At 41.8% G+C, this 23,053-nt stretch carries 27 protein-coding genes; 10 read left to right on the top strand and 17 right to left on the bottom strand.

Annotated elements, in window-relative coordinates; all coding sequences use genetic code 11:
* Window position 1 precedes the first annotated feature (1 nt).
* From glnA to ACTRWE_RS07550, 5 genes are all read left to right on the top strand, one after another.
* A complete protein-coding gene (glnA, locus tag ACTRWE_RS07530; RefSeq protein WP_462879762.1) occupies window positions 2-1,408 on the top strand; it encodes a glutamate--ammonia ligase in 1,407 nt (468 codons plus the stop codon).
* A gap of 114 nt (window positions 1,409-1,522) precedes the next feature.
* Window positions 1,523-2,044 (top strand): DUF4124 domain-containing protein, encoded by a 522-nt coding sequence (locus ACTRWE_RS07535; RefSeq protein WP_028835925.1) that lies wholly within the window; start codon window positions 1,523-1,525, stop codon window positions 2,042-2,044.
* A gap of 80 nt (window positions 2,045-2,124) precedes the next feature.
* Entirely contained in the window at window positions 2,125-3,195 is a 1,071-nt protein-coding gene (gene glnL / locus ACTRWE_RS07540; protein ID WP_013463793.1) for a nitrogen regulation protein NR(II), read from the top strand.
* Window positions 3,196-3,210: 15 nt separating this feature from the next.
* Window positions 3,211-4,596: a nitrogen regulation protein NR(I) gene (gene ntrC / locus ACTRWE_RS07545; protein WP_010391999.1), complete on the top strand. Its 1,386-nt coding sequence runs from the start codon at window positions 3,211-3,213 to the stop codon at window positions 4,594-4,596.
* 31 nt (window positions 4,597-4,627) lie between these two features.
* Window positions 4,628-5,086 (top strand): Crp/Fnr family transcriptional regulator, encoded by a 459-nt coding sequence (locus tag ACTRWE_RS07550; RefSeq protein ID WP_013463792.1) that lies wholly within the window; start codon window positions 4,628-4,630, stop codon window positions 5,084-5,086.
* 1 nt (window position 5,087) lies between these two features.
* On the opposite strand, the gene ACTRWE_RS07555 is transcribed toward ACTRWE_RS07550, so the two are convergent.
* The gene (locus ACTRWE_RS07555; RefSeq protein ID WP_462879763.1) at window positions 5,088-5,753 is read right to left on the bottom strand and encodes a putative periplasmic lipoprotein; all 666 of its coding nucleotides are present in this window, start codon (window positions 5,751-5,753) and stop codon (window positions 5,088-5,090) included.
* A gap of 55 nt (window positions 5,754-5,808) precedes the next feature.
* On the bottom strand, window positions 5,809-6,087 hold the full coding sequence (locus tag ACTRWE_RS07560) for a hypothetical protein (protein ID WP_013463790.1): 279 nt from the start codon (window positions 6,085-6,087) through the stop codon (window positions 5,809-5,811).
* A gap of 244 nt (window positions 6,088-6,331) precedes the next feature.
* On the opposite strand from ACTRWE_RS07560, the gene ACTRWE_RS07565 reads away from it, so the two are divergent.
* From ACTRWE_RS07565 to ACTRWE_RS07580, 4 genes are all read left to right on the top strand, one after another.
* On the top strand, window positions 6,332-6,715 hold the full coding sequence (locus tag ACTRWE_RS07565; RefSeq protein ID WP_013463789.1) for an RNA-binding S4 domain-containing protein: 384 nt from the start codon (window positions 6,332-6,334) through the stop codon (window positions 6,713-6,715).
* A 96-nt stretch (window positions 6,716-6,811) separates the two neighbouring features.
* The gene (locus tag ACTRWE_RS07570) at window positions 6,812-7,240 is read left to right on the top strand and encodes a hypothetical protein (protein ID WP_462879764.1); all 429 of its coding nucleotides are present in this window, start codon (window positions 6,812-6,814) and stop codon (window positions 7,238-7,240) included.
* Window positions 7,241-7,440: 200 nt separating this feature from the next.
* Window positions 7,441-10,185 carry an aconitate hydratase AcnA gene (gene acnA, locus ACTRWE_RS07575; protein WP_033102717.1) on the top strand — a complete coding sequence of 915 codons (2,745 nt, stop codon included), beginning with the start codon at window positions 7,441-7,443 and terminating at the stop codon, window positions 10,183-10,185.
* Window positions 10,186-10,343: 158 nt separating this feature from the next.
* Window positions 10,344-10,574 carry a hypothetical protein gene (locus tag ACTRWE_RS07580; RefSeq protein ID WP_462879765.1) on the top strand — a complete coding sequence of 77 codons (231 nt, stop codon included), beginning with the start codon at window positions 10,344-10,346 and terminating at the stop codon, window positions 10,572-10,574.
* A 16-nt stretch (window positions 10,575-10,590) separates the two neighbouring features.
* Here ACTRWE_RS07580 and ACTRWE_RS07585 read toward each other — a convergent pair whose 3' ends face one another.
* The 4 genes from ACTRWE_RS07585 to ACTRWE_RS07600 form a co-directional block, all read right to left on the bottom strand.
* Window positions 10,591-11,121, bottom strand: coding sequence for a DUF4124 domain-containing protein (locus tag ACTRWE_RS07585; protein WP_462879766.1), 531 nt, complete (start codon window positions 11,119-11,121; stop codon window positions 10,591-10,593).
* A 135-nt stretch (window positions 11,122-11,256) separates the two neighbouring features.
* A complete protein-coding gene (locus ACTRWE_RS07590) occupies window positions 11,257-11,997 on the bottom strand; it encodes a phosphoadenylyl-sulfate reductase (protein ID WP_028835921.1) in 741 nt (246 codons plus the stop codon).
* A gap of 42 nt (window positions 11,998-12,039) precedes the next feature.
* Window positions 12,040-13,737: an assimilatory sulfite reductase (NADPH) hemoprotein subunit gene (cysI, locus tag ACTRWE_RS07595; protein WP_462879767.1), complete on the bottom strand. Its 1,698-nt coding sequence runs from the start codon at window positions 13,735-13,737 to the stop codon at window positions 12,040-12,042.
* Between the two features lie 62 nt (window positions 13,738-13,799).
* A complete protein-coding gene (locus ACTRWE_RS07600) occupies window positions 13,800-15,614 on the bottom strand; it encodes an assimilatory sulfite reductase (NADPH) flavoprotein subunit (protein ID WP_462879768.1) in 1,815 nt (604 codons plus the stop codon).
* A 298-nt stretch (window positions 15,615-15,912) separates the two neighbouring features.
* On the opposite strand from ACTRWE_RS07600, the gene ACTRWE_RS07605 reads away from it, so the two are divergent.
* The gene (locus ACTRWE_RS07605; protein ID WP_462879769.1) at window positions 15,913-17,526 is read left to right on the top strand and encodes an endonuclease; all 1,614 of its coding nucleotides are present in this window, start codon (window positions 15,913-15,915) and stop codon (window positions 17,524-17,526) included.
* A 310-nt stretch (window positions 17,527-17,836) separates the two neighbouring features.
* Here the strand turns inward: ACTRWE_RS07605 and rpsQ are convergent, their stop codons facing one another.
* The 11 genes from rpsQ to rpsJ are packed head-to-tail and all read right to left on the bottom strand — an operon-like array spanning window position 17,837 to window position 22,803.
* Complete coding sequence (gene rpsQ, locus ACTRWE_RS07610; protein WP_013463780.1) at window positions 17,837-18,094, bottom strand: 30S ribosomal protein S17; 258 nt, start codon at window positions 18,092-18,094, stop codon at window positions 17,837-17,839.
* A complete protein-coding gene (gene rpmC, locus ACTRWE_RS07615; protein WP_004588692.1) occupies window positions 18,094-18,285 on the bottom strand; it encodes a 50S ribosomal protein L29 in 192 nt (63 codons plus the stop codon). Before rpmC ends, rpsQ begins: the two co-directional genes overlap by 1 nt.
* Window positions 18,285-18,698 (bottom strand): 50S ribosomal protein L16, encoded by a 414-nt coding sequence (gene rplP / locus ACTRWE_RS07620; protein WP_008108352.1) that lies wholly within the window; start codon window positions 18,696-18,698, stop codon window positions 18,285-18,287. The genes rpmC and rplP overlap by 1 nt, the downstream gene beginning before the upstream one ends.
* A gap of 12 nt (window positions 18,699-18,710) precedes the next feature.
* A complete protein-coding gene (gene rpsC, locus ACTRWE_RS07625) occupies window positions 18,711-19,412 on the bottom strand; it encodes a 30S ribosomal protein S3 (RefSeq protein WP_008108350.1) in 702 nt (233 codons plus the stop codon).
* Window positions 19,413-19,424: 12 nt separating this feature from the next.
* Window positions 19,425-19,757, bottom strand: coding sequence for a 50S ribosomal protein L22 (rplV, locus tag ACTRWE_RS07630; RefSeq protein ID WP_004588690.1), 333 nt, complete (start codon window positions 19,755-19,757; stop codon window positions 19,425-19,427).
* Window positions 19,758-19,770: 13 nt separating this feature from the next.
* Complete coding sequence (gene rpsS / locus ACTRWE_RS07635; RefSeq protein WP_004588689.1) at window positions 19,771-20,049, bottom strand: 30S ribosomal protein S19; 279 nt, start codon at window positions 20,047-20,049, stop codon at window positions 19,771-19,773.
* A 15-nt stretch (window positions 20,050-20,064) separates the two neighbouring features.
* Window positions 20,065-20,889, bottom strand: coding sequence for a 50S ribosomal protein L2 (rplB, locus tag ACTRWE_RS07640; protein WP_007376192.1), 825 nt, complete (start codon window positions 20,887-20,889; stop codon window positions 20,065-20,067).
* Window positions 20,890-20,906: 17 nt separating this feature from the next.
* A complete protein-coding gene (gene rplW / locus ACTRWE_RS07645; RefSeq protein ID WP_008108343.1) occupies window positions 20,907-21,209 on the bottom strand; it encodes a 50S ribosomal protein L23 in 303 nt (100 codons plus the stop codon).
* Complete coding sequence (gene rplD, locus ACTRWE_RS07650) at window positions 21,206-21,811, bottom strand: 50S ribosomal protein L4 (protein ID WP_008108340.1); 606 nt, start codon at window positions 21,809-21,811, stop codon at window positions 21,206-21,208. Before rplD ends, rplW begins: the two co-directional genes overlap by 4 nt.
* A 17-nt stretch (window positions 21,812-21,828) precedes the next feature.
* The gene (gene rplC / locus ACTRWE_RS07655) at window positions 21,829-22,464 is read right to left on the bottom strand and encodes a 50S ribosomal protein L3 (RefSeq protein WP_008108338.1); all 636 of its coding nucleotides are present in this window, start codon (window positions 22,462-22,464) and stop codon (window positions 21,829-21,831) included.
* A gap of 27 nt (window positions 22,465-22,491) precedes the next feature.
* The gene (gene rpsJ / locus ACTRWE_RS07660) at window positions 22,492-22,803 is read right to left on the bottom strand and encodes a 30S ribosomal protein S10 (RefSeq protein WP_002957900.1); all 312 of its coding nucleotides are present in this window, start codon (window positions 22,801-22,803) and stop codon (window positions 22,492-22,494) included.
* Between the last annotated feature and the right edge of the window lie 250 nt (window positions 22,804-23,053).

The raw sequence follows: 23,053 nt of genomic DNA on the forward strand, positions 1-23,053 counted from the left end.
CATGTCACAATCGGTTTTAGATTTTATTAAAGAAAATGACGTTAAGTTCATTGATTTACGCTTTACTGACACAAAAGGTAAAGAGCAACATGTTTCTATTCCTCATCATCAAGTTGATGAAGACTTTTTTGAAGATGGAAAGATGTTTGACGGTTCTTCAATTGCTGGCTGGAAAGGCATCAACGAATCAGACATGGTGTTACTACCAGATGCAGATTCAATTAAACTTGACCCTTTCACAGAAGAAACAACCCTAATCGTTCGTTGTGACGTGGTTGAACCTTCTACATTACAAGGTTACGAACGCGACCCTCGCTCAGTTGCTAAGCGCGCTGAAGAGTACATGCGCTCTACGGGTATTGCTGACACTGTTTTATTTGGCCCAGAACCAGAGTTTTTCGTATTTGACGACGTTAAATACAAATCTGACATGTCTGGTTCAATGTACAAAATTGATTCTAAGCAAGCAGCTTGGAACTCAGATAAAGAATATGCAGATGGCAACACAGGCCATCGCCCAGGTGTTAAAGGCGGTTACTTCCCAGTTGCACCTGTTGATGATTTCCAAGATTGGCGTTCTGCAACGTGCCTAGTTTTAGAAGAAATGGGTCAAGTTGTTGAAGCGCATCACCACGAAGTGGCGACTGCCGGTCAAAACGAAATTGCAACGCGCTTTAACACTATGGTGTTAAAAGCCGATGAAATCCAAGAAATGAAATATGTTATCCACAACATGGCTCACCTTTACGGTAAAACGGCAACGTTTATGCCTAAGCCGGTTGTTGGTGATAACGGTTCTGGTATGCACTGTCACCAGTCTTTAGCAAAAGATGGCGTAAACTTATTCGCAGGTGATAAATACGGCGGACTTTCTGAAGATGCACTTTACTACATTGGCGGTATTATCAAACATGCTAAAGCGATCAACGCTTTTGCTAACGCGTCAACTAACTCGTACAAACGTTTAGTACCTGGTTTTGAAGCACCGGTAATGCTTGCATACTCGGCTCGTAACCGTTCGGCATCAATCCGTATTCCAGTGGTTCCATCTGCAAAAGGTCGTCGTATCGAAGTACGCTTCCCAGATCCAACAGCTAACCCATACCTTGCTTTCTCTGCAATGCTTATGGCTGGCCTTGACGGAATTAAAAACAAGATCCACCCTGGCGATGCTATGGACAAGGACTTATACGACTTACCAGCTGAAGAAGCGGCAGAAATTCCAACAGTTGCTTCTTCATTAGATGAAGCATTAGCTGCGCTTGATTCAGACCGTGAATTCTTAAACCAAGGTGGTGTATTCACCAATGACTTAATCGATGCTTACATCGCACTTAAGTCAAAAGAAGTTGAAAAACTTAACGTGACAACTCACCCAGTTGAGTTTGAAATGTACTACAGCTGTTAATTTATTAACCGATAAATAATGTGTGTTTTAAGCCCGCTTTGCGGGCTTTTTTTATGGTAAATTTAACGGTTCTACACTAAAGTGAAGTTAGTTTAAACAATGCAGGATAGCTGGATGGTAGGTAAGATTTTGTTGCTATTAATAGCTTTAATGTTAAGCCTTAATAGCCATGCGAGCGATAAAAAAATTTACGCATGGAAAGACAAAAATGGGGTGCTGGTTTTTTCAGATACTCCTCAGCCTGGCGCTAAAGAGGTTAAACTCACGAGCCAACATCTCAGCATGCCCGCTACAAACACCGATATTCTTGATACTGCTCCTACTAAAACAGCAGTAAAGTTTAGTATTAGTATTTCATCGCCTGAACCAAACCAAACTATCAGGGAAAACACCGGCTCTGTGTATGTCTCTACCCGTGTTGCTCCTCGATTTGAAGCTGGATTTACCATTGGTTTATTTTTAAATGGCGTTGCCATTGGTGAACCTAGTGACACCACTACACTGGCGTTAAGAGATGTGGAGCGAGGCCAACACACACTGCAAGTTAAACTTTATAATAAACAAAATCAGGTAATTGCAACCAGTCCTGACAGTGTATTTTTTATGCACCGTAAAGGCCTTAACATAGGTCGATAATTACAATTAAGTACGCGTGTTTAGCGTATATTTTCTAAAAACCTTGCCTACCTTCCCAGGCGCACTAAAATGGTGCAATGATGATTAATAAAACACATTTTAGCCCAGAGCTACTGAATATAATTTGGCAAAACCAAACCACTGCCCTGATGTTACTTGATGAAAGCTTTCAGCTTATTTACGCTAACACCAGTGCCAGTGAATTACTTGGCTTAGGCGAAAAACGTTTGCTAGGACAAGCATTCGACGATTTATTTAACTACCATTCTATCGACTTAAAACGCATTGCACAGTACTCGTTAGTTGATGGTGTAGACTGCCACCAGCACAGGGCTGACGTGGTGTTTATCGATTCTCGCCATGCAAAATTAGCGGTGAGTACTCGGCGAATAAAACATAACGACACCTATTATATTTTATTTGAATGTCGACAAACCGATGACGAAATAAAACATGACCAAGTCTCAAATCAAATGCATCAATACCAAGCTGCACGTAACTTAATTCGCGGTTTAGCCCATGAAATTAAAAACCCGCTGGGTGGAATTCGCGGGGCGGCGCAATTATTGCAGTATGAGGGTGATCAACAAGAAAGAGATCAATGTGCAGAACTGATAATTGAACAAGCCGATCGGTTGCGTGAATTAGTTGATAGACTCCTTGGGCCTAACCAACTACCGCAAAAATCGTATGGCAATATACATCAAACATTAGAGTCGGTTGTTAAACTCAGTACGTTAGATAACAACCGCGATATTCGGTTAGTTAAAGACTACGACCCGAGTATTCCTGATGTCTATATTGATCAGAGCAAGGTTCAACAAGTGGTGCTTAATATTGTGCGTAATGCGCAACAGGCATTGGTGGATGGTGGCGAAATAAAAATAAAAACACGGATTAATTATCAGCATCGTCGTCCGGGAAAAGCCCCTAAAAAGGCATTGCTTATTCAAGTAATGGATAACGGCCCAGGTATTGATGCTAATTTACGCGACACCTTATTTTACCCTATGACCACTAATAAAGAAGGTGGCTCGGGACTTGGATTATCTATAGCGCAAACCTTGATTGATCAACATGATGGCTATATCGAATGCGATAGTTGGCCAGGACATACTGAATTTAATATTTATCTGCCATTTACAGATTAATACTTTGGAGTTTGCATGAAAACAGCTTGGCTTGTAGATGATGATGCCTCAATTCGCTTTGTACTAGAAAAAGCACTGACTCGCGCAGGGTTTGAAGTAGAAAGCTTTGCAGATGCGCAAAACGTTCTTAATGCACTAAAATTTAGTCAACCCAGTGTGTTAATTTCAGATGTAAGAATGCCGGGGATGGACGGGATGGCGTTACTTGAGCTGATAGCTGAGCAAACCCCTGGCCTACCCGTTATTATTATGACCGCACACTCTGATTTAGACTCAGCGGTTAATGCTTTTCAAAAAGGTGCGTTTGAGTACTTAGCTAAACCGTTTGATTTAAATGAAGCCGTTGCGCTAGTGGAAAGCGCCTATCGTGCTAATTCGACCAAAAAAACCAAACGAAAAAGCGCGCCACCCAAAAGCGCTCATATTATTGGCGAAGCCCCTGCTATGCAGGAAGTGTTTCGTGCTATAGGCAAACTCTCAGCATCCAGTATGAGCGTACTCATCAATGGTGAATCAGGTACCGGTAAAGAGTTGGTTGCCAGCGCCTTGCACAATCACAGCCCGCGTAAAGAAAACCAATTTATTGCTCTTAATATGGCCGCTATTCCTAAAGAGTTAGTTGAGTCTGAATTATTTGGCCATGAAAAAGGCGCTTTTACGGGGGCCGATAGCGTGCGTAAAGGGCGCTTTGAACAAGCCAATGGCGGTACCTTATTTTTGGATGAAATAGGTGATATGCCACTTGATGTACAAACCCGCTTGTTACGCGTATTAGCCGATGGCGAGTTTTACCGCGTTGGCGGCCATCAAAGTATAAAAGTGGATGTGCGCATCATTGCTGCCACTCACCAAAATTTAGAAGAGCTGGTAAAACAAGGTAAGTTTAGAGATGACTTATTTCATCGTTTAAACGTGGTTCGCTTACGCTTGCCGGCTCTACGCGAGCGCCCCGAAGACATAGAACGCTTAGCGCTACACTTTTTACATAAAAGTGCAAAAGACCTGCAAGTAGATAGTAAAGTACTTAGCCCTAAAGCGATTAAACAACTGTGTTTATTTAATTGGCCAGGAAATGTTCGCCAGCTTGAAAACACCTGTCGATGGTTAACCGTAATGGCACCTGGGGAGCTGATTGGTGAGCAAGATTTACCCCCTGAAATTATTGATAATGCCGCCGCAACTCAAGAAGGCGATTGGCTAGATTCATTTCAGCAATGGCTTAATCAAGAGTTTAAACAAGGTAAAGAAAATATTTGGCCGGATATTCAAGCCCAGCTGGAAACCCGCTTAATAAAAACAGCACTCGCTAATTGTTCAGGCCATAAGCAAGAAGCCGCGGTAAAAATTGGTTGGGGTCGCAATACGTTGACCCGTAAATTAAAAGAGCGCAATATTAGCTGATATTTTATAAGGCTAGCGCCCTAGGTTATTGATGAAGTTAATTGAAAACATCCCTTTGTTTAAGCAAATGGAAATTATAAATCGCTTAGAATTCTTTAAAGAGTTCACGCTTAATGAACGTCAAATTCTTTTAGAGTCGTTTGGATTATTATACTTAGTAAGTAAAAATCAGTTTTTATTTAAAGAGTTTGATAATGACAAGCGACTTTTTATTGTCCTCAGTGGCTCTTTGATGGTGTTTAAGCATAGTCACCTACTGGAACTGGGTAGTATAGAGCCTGGTGAATTTATTGGTGAAGGCGCGTTTATTAATAACCGAGAGCGCAGCATTAATGCACGCGCCAAAGAAAATGCCATCGTACTGGCTATTACTGCCGATGCCCTTACCCGCCTACCTAATGTTATACGCGAAAAAATTAAAGACCGTATTATTGAAGGAATGAGCCTGCGCATAGCTAAACTAAGCGAACATATAGAAACCCACGGTTAAATCAGTCCATATAAACAATTTGTAGTGAGCAATCAAGCCAACCTGGGGTGTTAACGCTTGCGGTATATGTGTAGGTATCTGACGGCTTGGCGCCAAAGGGGGTATTTACAAGCGGCTGCGAATGACTGTATGTTTGCGAATAGTCTTTAAAATAAACAACAACATAACCATATAAATATTCCCAGTTTAGCCTCACGATTGCGCCACTTGGTAATGTAAACTCAACAGCTTCATTTGCAAATTTGACTGCTAAATCATTGTATTTATCTTCGCTGCAATGAGTTGTTCTCAGCTGTTTAGGCATAACAAAATTTCTATTGGCATCAGCATTTTTTAAATAAAAGCCTATATTGCCATCACCATAAAAATGATTTGAACGACTTGTATAATTAACTTGTGGCGCGTACCCTAACTCTTGCATTATAGCTGCAAGTTGCTCCGTCTCTTTGGGGTAAATTTTATCGCTTGAGAGTAGTAATGTGGCCTCACCAAAATCTGATGGGATTGCTAGTTCTACATATTCATAGGAAAGAGTTTGTGCATTTAGTGCAGCATCTAGCTGGTTGCGCTGTTCACCTTGCAAGTTTTCAATAAAAACATAAACAGTAGGTCGCTGGCACGCAGCTAATAAAAACACCAATATACATATTAAAATTCCATTTTTCATTATCACCCCCAATCGATTACAAGCGTAGTCTATAAGGGTGATTTAAAATGGCAATTTAATTTATTTGGTTATTTAACCATGCATCAACACTCTGGCGATTATAAAGTACTTCATTAAATAAACGATGTCGTTCAAATACCAGCTCGCTTTGTTTGGTTTTAAGCCCGCTGACTAACTGACTATGGGTGTCATTAAACTTGGAGATAACTGAAAAACCACGCTCAGTGTCTTCTTGTACCTGCTGAGCCAAATGCTTTCTAACATCATCAGCAGTTAACATATCTGAATTGTCTAAGCCCATTAGCTCTTTTTTCATCGCTAATCTTATGCCCATGTTTTACTCCACTTTTTATATTCAATCTCTTTTTACGACAGATATTGGCAATAAGCGCGCCAATGTGTAATTTTTTTCACGCGAAGTGTAGTCTTGAATTACTTCAGTTTTTTTAAAGACAAATGAAAGAGGTAAAAAGTTTCATAAAAAATGCACAATCATCGCATCTAACAAACGCACTTTGGTGCAAAATAACCAGCTAGCCTTTATACTACAGCTAATGGCACCCCCACAGAGAAACATGATGAACGAAGAATATATAGAAATTGAATTAGAAGAAGAGCCTATAGAGCTTTGTAAATTATTAAAAGTATTAGATCTAGTTGAAGGTGGTGGCCAAGCAAAAAATCTAATTAGCGGTGGCTATGTAGGTGTTAACCATGAAATTTGTACAATTAAACGGAAAAAATTATACAGTGGCGATGTTCTTACATTTGATGGCGAGTTGTTCCAACTGACGCTAAGTGAAGATGCAACTCCTGCAGAGCGTCCTGTTATTGATGAAACAGTTACAGCAGAAAAAGCCGCGCCAGTAGCAACAACAGAGCCGGCTAAAAATAAGCGCAAACGTACTAAAAAACCTAAAGTGGATGAAAAAACGGGTCGTCGTCCTATTTCGTTTGGCTAACATTCGCTTACGTCATATGTGTTATTAAAAGCCAGTTTGCATCACTGGCTTTTTTATTCTTTAATAGAATATCAATAATAAAAAATCGATGCTTACATGTCAGAAAACACTGCAAACCGCTGGATAAAACCCGTACTTATTACCACCCTGTTATGGAATATATTAGGTGTTTTTGCATTTATCATGCAGCTATTATTAACACCCGAAATGGTAAGTAAACTCCCACAAGAACAACAACTTGCTTATAACAGCCAACCTCTATGGGCTACTTTAGCGTTTGCTATTGCAGTATTTGGCGGCGCATTAGGGTGCGTACTTTTATTATTCAAAAAGTCACTAGCCACATTAACATTAATAATCTCTTTGGCAGCGGTTTTAGCTCAGCAATACTATAATTTTATGATTATTAATAGCATCAGCTTGTTTGGCGTTAGCGCTATTTTTATGCCTATTGCAGTGACCTTAATTGCGATTGCATTGGTGTATTTAAGTTTCCACTTAAAACAACAGGACTACTTTAAATAACACTTTTTTGAGTTTAGTTTTGTGGCCAATTATTACTCAGAGCATCCCTTGAATTTTAACTTTTGGCCTTCATCTCTATTTATATAACAGTCAAAAAAATTACACTGCATGGTATTTTTTTATCATGGTACACAGTTTGCAAACTACTACAGAGGTCACTTTTTCAAGAATATCAATCTAATTTATTGAAGGGACAAATAATGAAAAATAGTTTCGACACCCAACAACAGCTTACTATCAATGGCGAGCAATATCATATTAACTCGCTCATGGGACTTGGCGATAAAGCCAAACGCCTGCCTTTTTCGTTAAAAATATTACTAGAAAATTTATTGCGTAATGAAGATGGTGTGAATATTAAAGAGCAAGATATTCAGGCACTACTAGATTGGGATCCTAAGGCTAAGCCCTCGGCCGAAGTAGCCTTCACCCCTGCCCGCGTAGTAATGCAAGATTTTACCGGTGTCCCTGCTATTGTTGACTTAGCCGCCATGCGTGATGCGATGGAAAAGCTTGGTGGCGATCCTGCAAAAATAAATCCGCTTTCTCCGGCTGAACTGGTGATCGATCACTCAGTACAAGTGGATGGTTACGGTAAAGATGGCTCATTCGACTTAAATTCAAAACTAGAATATGAACGTAATAAAGAGCGCTACGAGTTTTTACGTTGGGGTCAAACCGCATTTGATAATTTAAAAGTGGTGCCACCAGCCACCGGTATTGTCCATCAAGTAAATTTAGAATACTTAGCACGTGTAGTGTTCAATGATACAAAAAACGGTAAATCGTTAGCTTATCCAGATACACTGGTTGGTACTGATTCTCATACAACCATGATCAACGGCCTAGGCGTACTCGGTTGGGGTGTAGGCGGTATTGAAGCCGAAGCCGCCATGCTTGGCCAACCTATTAGCTTGCTTATTCCACAGGTTGTGGGTGTTAAATTAAATGGTCGCTTACCTGAGGGCACTACAGCAACCGATTTAGTATTAACTGTTACTGAAATGCTACGAAATCATGGTGTGGTAGGTAAGTTTGTTGAGTTTTATGGTGACGGGCTTGCCGACTTACCACTGGCCGACAGAGCGACTATTGCCAACATGGCACCGGAATATGGCGCAACCTGTGGTATTTTCCCTATTGATGATGAAACGATTAATTACTTACGCTTAACTAATCGCGATGAAAAGCAGCTTAAACTGATTGAAGATTACGCAAAACATCAAGGTTTATGGCGTAATGATGGCGATGAAGCACATTATACCGATAAGCTAGAACTAACTTTAGATGATGTAGTACCAAGTCTTGCTGGCCCGAAACGTCCACAAGACAGAATCACACTGGATAAAGCCGGTGATGTTATTGGTCAACACTTAAAAGACTTCCAAGACGAACGTATGGCACGTCGAGATAAAAGCGATGAAGAGCAAGCGCGTATTGAAAGTGAAGGCCCTACTACCAATCCTGACGAACCCACTGATGAAGCGCAGTTTATGGGCGCAGCAAAAGTTAACTTTAATGGCCAAGAGTTTGAATTAAACGATGGCGCCTGCGTCATTGCTGCAATCACAAGCTGTACTAATACCTCTAATCCAAGCGTAATTTTAGCGGCAGGATTAGTGGCTCAAAAAGCACGTCAATTAGGTATTAATGTAAAACCTTGGGTTAAAACGTCTTTAGCACCAGGTTCGCAGGTGGTTACCGATTACCTTGAAAAAGCAGGGTTAATGGATGATCTTGATGCGCTTGGTTTTAACTTAGTTGGTTATGGCTGTACCACCTGTATTGGTAACTCCGGCCCATTAGCGGATGAAATTTCAGAAGCTATTCAAAAACATAAACTAATTGTAAGCTCTATTTTGTCGGGTAACCGTAACTTTGAAGGGCGTATTCACCAAGACGTTAAAATGAACTTCCTCGCGTCGCCACCACTTGTAGTAGCTTATGCTATAGCAGGTAGAACCGATATTGATGTATACAACGAACCACTTGCGCAAGATAAGCATGGTAACGATATATACCTTAAAAATATTTGGCCAAGCGTTAAAGAAGTGAGTGAGCTTGTAAAAAATACGGTAACTAAAGAAATGTTCGAAAAAAGCTACGCCAATGTTTACGATGGCGACAGTCGCTGGCAAAAAATTCAAATACCTGATGGTAAGCTTTACGATTGGGATGCTGCCTCGACTTATATCAAAAAAGCGCCATTCTTTGATGGTATGAGTGTTGAACCGCCGGGGATCCCAAAAATAGAAGGTGCGCGCTGTCTAGCTAAACTAGGCGATTCAGTGACTACCGATCATATTTCACCAGCAGGTGCGATTAAAGCGGAGGCACCCGCAGGACTTTATCTACAAGAAAATGGGGTAGAAAAAGCACAGTTTAATTCTTATGGTTCTCGCCGTGGTAATCACGAAGTCATGATGCGTGGTACATTTGCTAATGTGCGCCTTAAAAACTTACTCGCCCCCGGTACTGAGGGCGGTGTAACCCGCACTCAACCTGACGATAAGCTAGAGAGTATTTATGATGCGGCAATGGCATATCAAGAGAGTGGAACACCATTAGTGGTTCTAGCAGGTAAAGAATATGGTACCGGCTCCTCACGAGATTGGGCTGCAAAAGGCTCATTACTACTCGGTATTAAAGCTGTGATAGCACAAAGCTATGAGCGTATTCACCGCTCGAACCTGATTGGTATGGGCGTATTACCTTTACAATTTAAAGAGGGTGAAAGCCATGAATCATTGGGCTTAACGGGGCAAGAACAATTTGATATTCAAGGTTTATACGACAAAACCGACGAAGTCAGTGTCATTGCCACTAACAGTGAAGGTAAACAAGTTAGTTTTAGTGCCGATGTGCGTATTGATACCCCTAAAGAGTGGGATTACTACAAACATGGCGGGATTTTGCAGTACGTATTACGCAATATGCTCGACTAACTAGGCATTAAACAAGGTAGCTTAAAAGCCTAGCTCAGCAATGAGCTGGGCTTTTTTACATTCGCTATAGAAGTAAATATTGATACACCCTTGCGCTAAATCAATGTTGCTCTATCAAGATACCATACACTAAGAAGACACGCTGCGCAGAGGTCGCCATGTCTTCAATAGTAATGATAAGACTACTTAAAACATCTATTTTGCTTGGATTATGCCTGATTGTGACGGGCCATGTATTAATTGTATCGAGCTACTTTACCAGCCAGTACGGTATTAAAGGCATTATTACTGCAGCAGCGTGCATTGCAATTGGTGTGTTTTTATCACTGCCAACTAAAATTTATTTAACCATATTATTAATGGAAGCAGAAAAGCGCTACTTGAAATAGTAGTAACCCCCTAGGGCTAAAAGCCGCTGAAACTTTCGACTTCTTTACTGCGTTGCTCAATTCTCTTTTTGGCTTTTTCAGCATCTTCAAATAACTTATTAATTGACTCACTGTTGTATATTTCAGGCGCTCGCTGAGGAAAAGGTTTTGCTGCAGATTTAGCACTGCCACTTAATATAGCTGTATCTTCGGCTACCACAACATTAATATCTGCAGGGTCAAGGTGCACTTCAACACTCTTGCCATTTTTATTTGGCACATCGGAGAAATGCCACTGCCCTTGCTCATCTTGCCACTTATAAATTTTACTTTGAGAGTCAGATGCTAACGGTGACGATGTGATTTTATCTCCTACTTTTTTAAGCTCAAGTGTGAGCTGTTCGAATGTATTAGATGAAAGCGCTACCACTTTATCTTTAATAGAAAAAGATTCATTTTTAATCAATGAGCTGGTGAGCCAAGGTTGCCCATTTGGCTTTTTAAGATAAAACAAAGAGATAAGAGCAATGACCATTACTGATATTGCTAAGTAGGTAAAGTATTTCATAGCGTTCCTGCTGTAAATTTAATCCTTTATTATCATTAATATAATAAAAAAACAGCAGTCAGGCAATTATTTTCACAAAATAAAAACGCAGCTTTAGCTGCGTTTTTAACTTTATAGCTTTGAATAATAAGGTAATTAAATTCCATCACCATCAATATGTAAGCCACACTCACGGTTCAACCCAAAAAAGCGAGTTTCTTCTTCGCTCATACCTGGCTCTAATTTACGCGTAGTATGTACATCACCCATCGACACATAGCCTTGCTCCCATAACGGGTGATATGGCAGGTCATGTTTAGTGAGGTATTGGTACACATCACGATTGTTCCACTCAATAATAGGATACACTTTTACTGTACCCCGGCTTATTTCTAAAACTTGTTTTTCAGCACGGCTCGACGATTGATCTCGACGCAAGCCACTAAACCAAGTGCTCGCGTTAAGCTCTTTTAAAGCACGCGTCATTGGCTCTACTTTATTGAGCTGGTTGTATTGCTTAATACCTTCTTCACCTAGCTCCCATAGTTTTCCAAACTTAGCCTCTTGCCAAGCAGGGCTTAACTGCGCTTTATACACTTTTAAATTAAGTGATAAACGCTCGCTCATCTGATCGATAAACTGATAGGTTTCTGGAAATAGATAACCCGTGTCTGTTAATACAACAGGTATATCGGGGCGCTGTGATGTCATTAAATGCAACATTACCGCTGCTTGAATACCAAAACTCGATGATAAAAACGCGGTGTCAGGCAAGTGCTCTAGCGCCCATGCAACGCGCTGCTCAGCATTCATGTTAGCCAGCAAACCATTCGCATCAGCTAACATAGCCTGTTGGCTTTGCTTATCTAGCTGTAATATGTTTTTAAATTCACTCATGGTCAATTTTAAACCTCACCAGCGCGGTGCGCTGCTTTTAAATTATGCGTAAAAATCGGTAACAGATACTTTTACTTCTGCAACAATACCCTTGCGAATAACAAAATCACCAAAGCATTCGCCTTCATTGCGCTCACTAACCCATTGCCCAATCAGCTTATCAAATGCCTCTAGGTAAACTTCTTCGCCCACATTTTCAAGATAAAGCTTAGGGATACGCGTACCCTCCGTATTCCCGCCAAGGTAAACGTTGTACTTACCTGGGCCTTTACCTACTAATCCAGCTTCAGCTAGCATGGCACGACCACAGCCGTTAGGGCAACCAACCACACGCATAATAATGCTGTCATTAGGTACTCCATGCTTGGCCAATAAGCCTTCTATTTTTTCAATTAAACTCGGTAAGTAACGCTCGGCTTCGGCCATCGCTAAAGGACAAGTCGGCAGTGATACACACGCCATTGAGTTTTTACGTTGCTCAGTGTCTTTGTCATCAATCAAACCGTGTTCACGCGCTATTTTTTCAATGATTGCTTTTTGATCCTCAGGTACACCGGCAATAATTAAGTTTTGATTGGCGGTCATGCGAAAATCACCTTGATGAATTTCTGCAATTTTACGACACCCTGTTTTCAGTGGCTTATTGGGGTAATCTAAAATACGACCACTTTGAATAAAGAGCGTTAAGTGATGTTTACCGTCAATGCCTTCAACCCAACCAATACGATCCCCTCGATGAGTAAACTCATAAGGGCGGCTTGGTGCAAAGCTCACGCCTGCACGTTTTTCAACTTCTGCTTTAAATACATCAGACCCAACACGGTCAAGTGTGTATTTAGTTTTTGCATTTTTACGATTTGAGCGGTTACCCCAATCACGCTGAACAGATACCACGTGCTCAGCAATTTTTAACGTATCTTCTAGGCTAATAAAGCCAAAGTCGTCCGCTTTACGCGGGTAGGTTGCTGTATCGCCATGGGTCATCGCTAGACCGCCGCCTACTAACACGTTAAAACCAACGAGTTTGCCATCCTCAGCAATCGCCACAAAGTTTAAATCGTTAGCATGTACGTCCACCTCATTATTAGGTGGTATCGTCACTGTGGTTTTAAACTTACGCGGTAAATAAGTTGAGCCTAAAATTGGCTCTTCTGTGGTTTCGCTTTTTTCGCCATTGAGCCAAATCTCTGCATACGCTTTGGTTTTAGGTAATAAGTGCTCAGAAATCTTTGCCGCCCACTCATACGCCTCCTGGTGTAACTCAGACTCAACCGGATTGGTAGTACATAACACATTACGGTTAACATCACCGGCGGTTGCAATAGAATCAATACCCACGCTATTAAGTAGCTGGTGCATACCTTTAATTTCAGGTTTTAATACACCATGAAACTGAAATGTTTGGCGCGTAGTTAAACGAATACTGCCATAGCTGGTTTTCTCCCCAGCAAATTTATCAATTGCTAACCATTGCTCGGGCTTAATAATGCCGCCAGGCATACGTGCACGCAGCATGACATTATGTAGTGGTTCTAGCTTTTGCTTAGCACGCTCGGGACGAATATCGCGGTCATCTTGCTGGTACATGCCATGAAAACGAATTAACTGGAAATTATCGGCAGTAAAACCACCGGTAATTTCATCTTTTAAATCTTGCGCTATAGTGCCGCGTAAAAAGTTACTTTCTCTTTTTAAACGTTCGTTATCAGAAAGCTTTACGGTTTTATCTTGTTCGCTCATTTTAAATCCTAAATTTGTTACAGTGACGGCTGTTAGCTTTTAATAAAATAAACAACGTGCACTTAGTACACGTCTTTCTGATAGCGATTTGCGCTACGCAAATCTTTTAAGTATTGATCGGCTTCTTCATTACTTTTGCCGGTATTTTCTGTGATGATATCAATTAAGGCATTGTGTACATCTTTAGCCATACGGTTTGCATCGCCACACACATAAAAATGAGCACCCGCTTCTAACCAGTCAAATACTTCTTTTGAGTTTTTACGTAACTTATCTTGCACGTAAACTTTTTCTGCTTGATCACGGCTAAACGCCACATCGACTTTACTTAACAAGCCTGATTTTAAGTAACCTTGAATTTCTACTTGGTATAAAAAGTCTTGGGTAAAGTGTGGGTTACCAAAAAACAGCCAGTTTTTACCCGTAGCCTCTCGCGCATCACGCTCTTGTAAAAAGGCACGGAACGGTGCAATACCTGTACCTGGCCCTACCATGATGATCGGTGTGTCATCATTTACTGGTAAGCGGAAGTTGTCGTTATGTTCACTAAATACTTTTACTTTACAGCCTTCTTGCGCACGGCGTGCTAAATAGCCTGAACAGCCACCTAAATGCTCTGTGCCAAACGCTTCAAACTCAACCAATGCAATAGTTAAATGCACTTCGTCCTCAACCTCGCTTTGGCTAGAAGCAATTGAATATAAGCGCGCTTGCAATTTACGTAGGCAATCAACCAGTGTTTGCGCCTCTAATTTAGCTGGGTTTTGTGCAACCACATCAAAAATTTGGCGAGGCTCAATATATTCGCGCATTGCGGCTTTATCTTCCACAAGCTTAAGAAGTTCAGGCGTGCCTGTAGCCGTGGCATATTTTTCGACAAAACCAGGGTACGATTGTGTCAGCTCTAGTTTTTCAATTAAGGCATCACGCACGCTAAGTTCTTCATCGCCAAGTTTAACGAGGCTAGTTGGATCAATTTGTGTTTGCGTTAGTAGCTCATCTACACGGGCTTCATCATTTAAAAAGTAAATGCCTAATGAGTCACCCGGCGTATAGGTAATGTCAGACCCTTCAAGTGAAATTTCAACATGGCGTACATCTTTGGTTGAGTCACGACCGGTAATTTTTTGCACTAAGCCTAGCTCTGCCGCAAACGGGTTTTGCTTAGTGTATTGGCTAGCCGCTGTTGTGGGTGTGCCAAATGGCATTGATACAACTTGGCCGCCTGTGGCATCTTGCTGAGCTTTTAAATCTGGTTCAAACGCATTTAACGCGCCCTCAATCCAAGTGGCGGCTTCATCATCGTAATCAACGTCTAGGTCGGCACGTTGATAAATAACCTCTGCACCGAGTTTAGTTAAACGCTCTTCAAAGTCTTTAGCGGTTTGACAGAAAAATTCATAGCTAGAATCACCTAAACCTAATACCGCGACTTTAACGCCATCAAGCTTTGGCGCTTTTTTGGTAATTAAAAATTCGTACAATGTTTCGGCATCTTCAGGTGGCTCACCTTCACCATAAGTTGATACAACAACGGTTAAAAACTTTTCTTTTTTCAATGCGGTTGGCTTGTAATCTGACATGCTAACCAGCTTTGCAGCTAACCCACGAGATTCAGCTTGCTCTTTAAGCTTAGTCGCCACCGCTTTAGCGTTACCTGTTTGTGAACCATACAAAATAGTAAGTACTGCTGCCTCAGGGGTTGCCGGTGTACCTGCAATTGGCGCACCTAGCGCTGCTGAATTAGCATTAGCAGCTAAATAGCCGCTAACCCACGCTTGCTGAATTGGATTAAGCTCAGCCACTAAACCTTGTAGCTTTTGTACTTGCTCTTGCGAAAGCGGACTTGCTAGCGCATTGAGTTGACCTAACAACATGAATTTTTCCTCATAACCCTGAACGTTAAACACAATGCTTGTTCACATTGTTTAAAATGAGTGCCACCTCATTCAGAAGGTTCTGTTGAGGTTAATTGAGTATGCAGGATAGCCGTCTAAGCATAGATAAAAAAAGAATAGAATCTGCTTTGATATTCCATTTAGTTATTAATCTCGTTAAAAACCAGTGAAATTAACCTAAAGGGTTTTTATTGCCTTTTATGAAATTCTAATTTAACAATTTTGTAACCTTTATAATCTAATGTATATTGCTTAAAAAAATAAATTAGGAACAAACATGTTACACGGTATATATAAAAATAAGTTACTTCTGAGCACGTTGTTATTGAGCTCTTTGCCTGCGATGGCTAATGTCGTCAATGGTAATTTTGAACAATGGACAGGCAACACTCCACAAGCGTGGACGGTGATTGATAGCGGTATTAACGTATCTGCCAATAGCACAGTCGTGAGTACAGGCTTACAAGCAGCTGTGATTAGCGTAAATACAGGCACACAAAGTAACACTGATTTTTTACAGCAAGTCGCAGTTGAAATGGGCAAAACTTATGAGTTCTCAGTGGATGTGTATCATACCGAAGGTCATCTTAAGGCCCGTTTATTTATAGATGGTTATCAAGGCTACTCAAACCCTGCTTTAACAAACCAGTGGCAAACCATAACTTACAGCTATACCGCTGATAGTAGTAAAACGATTGATGTCGGTTTACGCTTTTACGATACAAGCGGCTTTGATGGTAGTGAGTTAGTTTATGTTGATAACTTCTTACCTAATAATGATAGCGGCGGCGGTTCTCCAAGCTGCGCAGATAACAGCCTTACTTTTAACCTAACCACAGATAACTACGGCGAAGAAACCAGTTGGCAAATAACACACAACCAAGTCGGTATAGTTGCAAGCGGCAGTGGTTATGCCGCAAATACTCAATACACCGAACAGTTATGTTTAACCAATGGCGACTATACATTTACTATTAACGACAGCTACGGCGATGGTATTTGTTGCTCATTTGGCAGTGGCAGCTACGCCTTGAATAATGAAGCCACATTGCTTGCCAGTGGATCAAGCTTTCAAGCAAGTGAGTCTACCGCATTCTCATTAGGTGCTACTCAGCCAACACCGACGCCAACCGGCTACTATGTTACAACTCAAGGCTTAACTGGCTACACGCTAAAAACTGAGCTTTATAACATTATTAATAACCATAACGCTCAAGGGTATTCTGCTATTTGGAGTTTTTACGACGCATCAGCACGCGATAAATACTTTGAAAATGATAACAGTATTTTAGATATGTACAGTGAAAAGCCAAATGGAGTAGATAGCTACACTTATACCGCTGTAAGCGATCAGTGTGGCACCTACAATAGCGAAGCCGATTGTTATAACCGCGAACATTCATTTCCTAAAAGCTGGTTTGGCGGCACCATAGAACCAATGAACTCTGATGTTCATCATATTTACGCCACTGACGGCTATGTAAATTCAAAGCGTAGCAACTTCCCGTTCGGTGAAGTGGCCAGCGCTACGTTTACTTCAACCAATGGCAGTCAATTAGGTTCTGCAAGTAGTGCGATTAATTACACTGGTACTGTATTTGAGCCTATTGATGAATTTAAAGGTGACTTTGCTCGCGCTTATTTTTACATGGCTACACGCTACCAAAACGTAATCGGCTCTTGGCAAAATAACACTACGGCTAGTAATGCAGTACTTAACGGCTCTAGTAACCAAGTATTTGAAAATTGGGTCGTGGCTATGTTGTTAAAATGGCATAACAACGACCCCGTTAGCCAAATGGAATTAGACCGCAATCAAGCAGCGTTTGAATTTCAGGGAAATCGTAACCCGTATATCGACCACCCTGAATTTGTAGAAATGATTTGGTAAAAGGGCTTCGGGCTTCGGGCTTCGGGCTTCGGGCTTCGGGCTTCGGGCTTCGGGCTTCGGGCTTCGGGCTTCGGGCTTCGGGCTTCGCAGAAAAGTATATGCCTTTGCACTTGCAAAGGCTTTTCTTACGCCCATTTTATAATATTATTTTTTGCAATTAGGTTCGTAACACTCAACCCAAACTACGGCGCTATAGCTTACTTCTGCCAGCTAAAGGCTTACGGCTGAAAGCTTACCGCTAAAAACTGCTCTAAACGTAAAAAGCCCCAGCTAATGCCGGGGCTTTTCATAAAACAGACTTAATTAAAAATTAAGCTTGTTTTGGACGTTCAACAACATCTACCAAAGTCCAAGATTTGTTCTTAGAGATTGGAGCGCATTCACGGATAGTAACTACGTCACCCGCTTTTGCAGTGTTATTTTCGTCATGTACGTGTAACTTAGTCGTACGTTTGATGAATTTCCCATAGATTGGGTGCTTCACGTAACGTGCGATAGCAACAGTGAAAGATTTTTCCATCTTGTCGCTGATTACACGGCCTTGAAGAGTACGAATTTTATCGCTCATTATTGACCTGCCTTCTGGTTAATAATTGTTTTTACACGCGCGATATCGCGACGTACTGTTCTTAGCGTGTGTGTCTGAGCTAACTGACCAGTGCTTGCTTGCATGCGCAGGTTAAACTGCTCACGAAGAAGACCTAGAAGTTCAGCATTTAGCTCTTCTACGCTTTTATCTTTTAGTTCGCTTGCTTTCATCACATTACCGTCCGAGTTACGAAAGTTGTTTTGAATGGCAGTTTACGAGCAGCAAGGTTAAACGCTTCACGAGCAAGCTCTTCTGAAACACCTTCCATTTCGTAAAGTACTTTACCAGGCTGAATTTCAGCAACCCAATATTCAACAGAACCTTTACCTTTACCCATACGAACTTCAAGAGGTTTTTCTGTGATCGGCTTGTCAGGGAAGACACGGATCCAGATTTTACCTTGACGTTTCACGTGACGCGTCATAGCACGACGAGCTGCTTCGATTTGACGAGCAGTCATGCGGCCACGACCAGTAGCTTTCAAACCGAAAGTACCGAAGCTTACTTTGTTACCGTTTTGCGCTAGACCACGGTTGCGGCCTTTATGCATTTTACGGAATTTTGTACGTTTTGGCTGTAACATTACTCGCTACCTCTACTTAGCACTTTTTTTGGCTTTCTTTGGTGCGCGTTTAGCTGGCTTCTCTTGCTCTTGTACTAGTGGTAAACCACCAATAACTTCGCCTTTGAAGATCCAAACTTTAACACCAATGATACCGTAAGTGGTTAAGGCTTCAGAAGTTGCGTAGTCGATATCAGCACGAAGAGTATGTAGAGGTACACGACCTTCACGATACCATTCTGAACGTGCGATTTCTGCGCCGCCAAGACGACCGCTAACTTCAACTTTAATCCCTTTAGAACCGATGCGCATTGCATTTTGTACCGAACGCTTCATAGCGCGACGGAACATAACACGACGCTCTAGCTGAGAGGCAATGCCGTCTGCTACTAGTTGTGCATCTAGTTCTGGTTTACGTACTTCAGAAATATTAATCTGAGCAGGTACACCAGCGATTTTAGTTACCGCTTGACGTAATTTTTCTACGTCTTCGCCTTTTTTACCGATAACAACACCCGGACGAGCCGTGTGAATAGTTACTCGGATAGATTTTGCTGGACGCTCAATAACGATTTTAGACACAGAAGCCGCTTTTAATTCCTTAGTAAGGAATGTACGTACTTTGTGATCGCCAAAAAGCTGTGCAGAGAAATCTTTTGAATTCGCGTACCAGGTAGAAACCCAAGGTTTAGATATACCTAGGCGAATACCAGTAGGATGAACTTTTTGTCCCATTACTTATATCTCCTAGCTATCTGAAACCACAACAGTGATGTGGCTTGTACGCTTAAGGATGCGGTCTGCGCGTCCTTTAGCACGTGGCATAATACGTTTCATTGTTGGACCATCGTCCACAAAAATCGTTGTTACACGTAGCTCATCAATGTCAGCACCTTCGTTATGCTCTGCGTTAGCAATAGCAGACTCAAGTACTTTCTTAACTAATACAGCCGCTTTTTTCGGGCTGTACGCCAGGATTTCTAGTGCGCGATCGACAGGTAACCCGCGGATCTGATCTGCAACTAGACGTGCTTTTTGCGCCGAACCAGAGGCGAATTTATGTTTAGCTAATGCTTGCATTTATCTTCCCCTCTTAACGTTTCTTCGCTTTCTTATCCGCAGCATGGCCACGGTAAGTGCGAGTTGGTGCAAATTCACCTAGTTTGTGACCGATCATTTCGTCAGAAACGAAAACTGGTACATGCTGGCGACCATTATGGACAGCAATGGTCAATCCGATCATGTTAGGTATGATCATTGAACGACGGCTCCAAGTTTTAATTGGCTTCTTTTCACCGCTTTCCAAAGCTTTCTCTACCTTCTTCAGCAAGTGTAGGTCTATAAAAGGACCCTTCTTGAGAGAGCGTGGCATGGCTATTCCTCAATATTACTTAGTACGACGACGTACTATAAATTTATCCGTACGCTTGTTCTTACGCGTCTTAGCACCTTTAGTCGGCTTACCCCATGGAGACACAGGATGACGACCACCAGATGTACGACCTTCACCACCACCGTGTGGGTGATCAACCGGGTTCATGGCAACACCACGAACTGTCGGACGAATACCACGCCAGCGATTTGCACCTGCTTTACCAAGTGAACGAAGCATATGCTCAGCATTGCCTACTTCACCTAGTGTCGCACGACAATCAGATTCAACTTTACGAACTTCGCCTGAACGAAGACGTAATGTTACATATTGACCATCACGTGCAAGGATTTGAACATATGCACCAGCAGAACGTGCAATTTGAGCACCTTTACCTGGTTTAAGTTCTACGTTGTGAACAGTCGAACCTACAGGCATATTACGCATAGGTAATGCATTACCAGGTTTGATTGGTGCATCAACACCAGACTGGATTGCATCGCCAGCTTTTAAGCCTTTTGGTGCGATAATGTAACGACGCTCACCGTCTGCATATAATACAAGAGCGATGTTTGCGCTACGATTTGGATCATATTCTAAACGCTCAACAGTGGCTGGAATGCCATCTTTAGTACGTTTAAAATCGATTAAACGGTAATGCTGCTTATGACCACCACCGATATGACGAACCGTAATACGACCATTGTTATTACGACCACCTGATTTAGAGTTTTTCTCTAATAGTGGTGCGTAAGGTTTACCCTTATGTAAATCTGGGTTAACCACTTTAACTAGGTGACGACGACCCGCAGAAGTTGGCTTACACTTTTGAAGTGCCATAATTCTAACTCCCCTTATTACTCGGCGCCGCCGACAAAGTCCAGCTCGCTACCTTCTTTAAGAGTAACGTAAGCTTTCTTCCAGTCGCTACGACGACCGAAACGCATGCCAGTACGTTTTGTTTTACCCTTAACGTTAAGTGTGCGAACACCAGTTACTTCTACTTCAAAAAGCTTCTCAACTGCCGCTTTAACTTCAGCTTTAGTTGCGTCATTTGCTACTTTGAAAACAATCGTGTTGTTTTCTTCAGCAGCGATTGTGCTTTTTTCAGAGATGTGTGGAGCAAGGATCACTTTTAAAAGACGTTCTTCACGGATCATGCTAGCGCCTCCTCAAGTTGCTTAACAGCAGCAGCTGTAATTAGTACCTTGTCGAAAGCAATTAAGCTTACAGGATCGATACCAGCTACATCACGTGTGTCAACCTTGTACAGGTTACGTGCCGATAAGAAAAGATTTTCATCTACTTCTTCAGTCACGATAAGAACATCTTTAAGCTCAAGTTCTTTAAGCTTAGCAACTAGTTCTTTAGTTTTTGGTGCTTCAAGACCAAAACTTTCAACAACGATTAAACGCTCTTGACGAACTAATTCAGATAAGATGCTTTTGATCGCACCGCGGTACATTTTACGGTTTACTTTTTGGCTGTGGTCTTGTGGTTTAGCTGCGAAGCTAACGCCACCTGAACGCCAAATTGGACTACGGATTGTACCAGCACGTGCACGGCCAGTACCTTTTTGAGCCCATGGTTTTTTACCACCACCGCTTACTTCAGAACGTGTCTTCTGAGCACGAGTACCTTGACGAGCACCTGCTGCGTATGCAACAACTACTTGGTGTACTAATGCTTCGTTAAACTCACGTCCAAAAGTAGCTTCAGAAACTTCAAGAGCGCCAGAAGCGTCTTTAATTGCTAATTCCATCACTAAATCTCCAGGACTTATGCTTTAACAGCTGGTTTAACGATAACGTCACCGCCGATAGCGCCAGGTACTGCACCTTTAACTAAAAGCAGGTTACGCTCAGCGTCAACGCGAACTAGTTCAAGGTTCTGAGTTGTTACTTGCTCATTACCCATTTGACCGGCCATTTTCTTACCTTTAAACACCTTACCAGGTGATTGGTTTTGACCGATTGAACCAGGAGCACGGTGAGATAGAGAGTTACCATGTGTAGCGTCTTGCATGCTGAAATTCCAGCGCTTAACACCACCTTGGAAACCTTTACCTTTAGAAGTACCGGTTACGTCAACTTTGTTGATTTCGTTGAATAATTCAACCGTAAGCTCTGCGCCTACTTCAAAATCGCCTTCACCACCATTTAGGCGGAATTCCCACAGACCGCGACCCGCTTCAACACCAGCTTTAGCGAAGTGACCCGCTGTTGCTTTGTTTACACGGCTTGCTTTTTTAGTGCCTGCGGTTACTTGAAGCGCGTTATAACCGTCTGTTGCGTCAGATTTGATCTGAGCAATGCGGTTAGGAGTCGCTTCAATAACTGTCACAGGGATAGATACACCATCTTCAGTGAAGATACGTGTCATACCCACTTTACGACCGACTAGACCTAATGCCATTTTCCTAAAACCTCTCTAATCTTCCGATTAACCCAGGCTGATTTGAACATCAACACCAGCAGCAAGGTCTAAACGCATAAGTGCGTCTACAGTCTTGTCAGTTGGTTCTACGATGTCGATCAGACGTTTATGGGTGCGGATCTCGTACTGATCACGCGCGTCTTTATTAACGTGCGGTGATGTAAGTACAGTAAAACGTTCAAAGCGTGTAGGTAGTGGAATTGGACCACGTACTTGTGCGCCAGTGCGTTTCGCAGTTTCCACGATTTCCGCCGTTGATTGGTCAATCAAACGGTGGTCAAAAGCTTTTAGGCGAATACGAATGCGTTGATTTGACATTCTTAAACCTCAATATAAAGAGCATTTAAAGAGCATAAAAAAACGACCGAAACAATCTTAATAATTAAGATGCCGGTTGTTAGATTATATCTACGTTGAGTTCCAAATCGGAACTCCTGTTTATTAGCTTGAAATCCAAGCTTAATTTATTCTTTCTTGTTCCCGAGGGAATTTTGAAAGCCTGCGTATTATAATGATGCTGGTGATAAATGCAACAACTATTTAGACATAATTGCTTTGCAATTGTCGT

Source organism: Pseudoalteromonas sp. G5_S1_54_S4 (genome assembly GCF_054968565.1).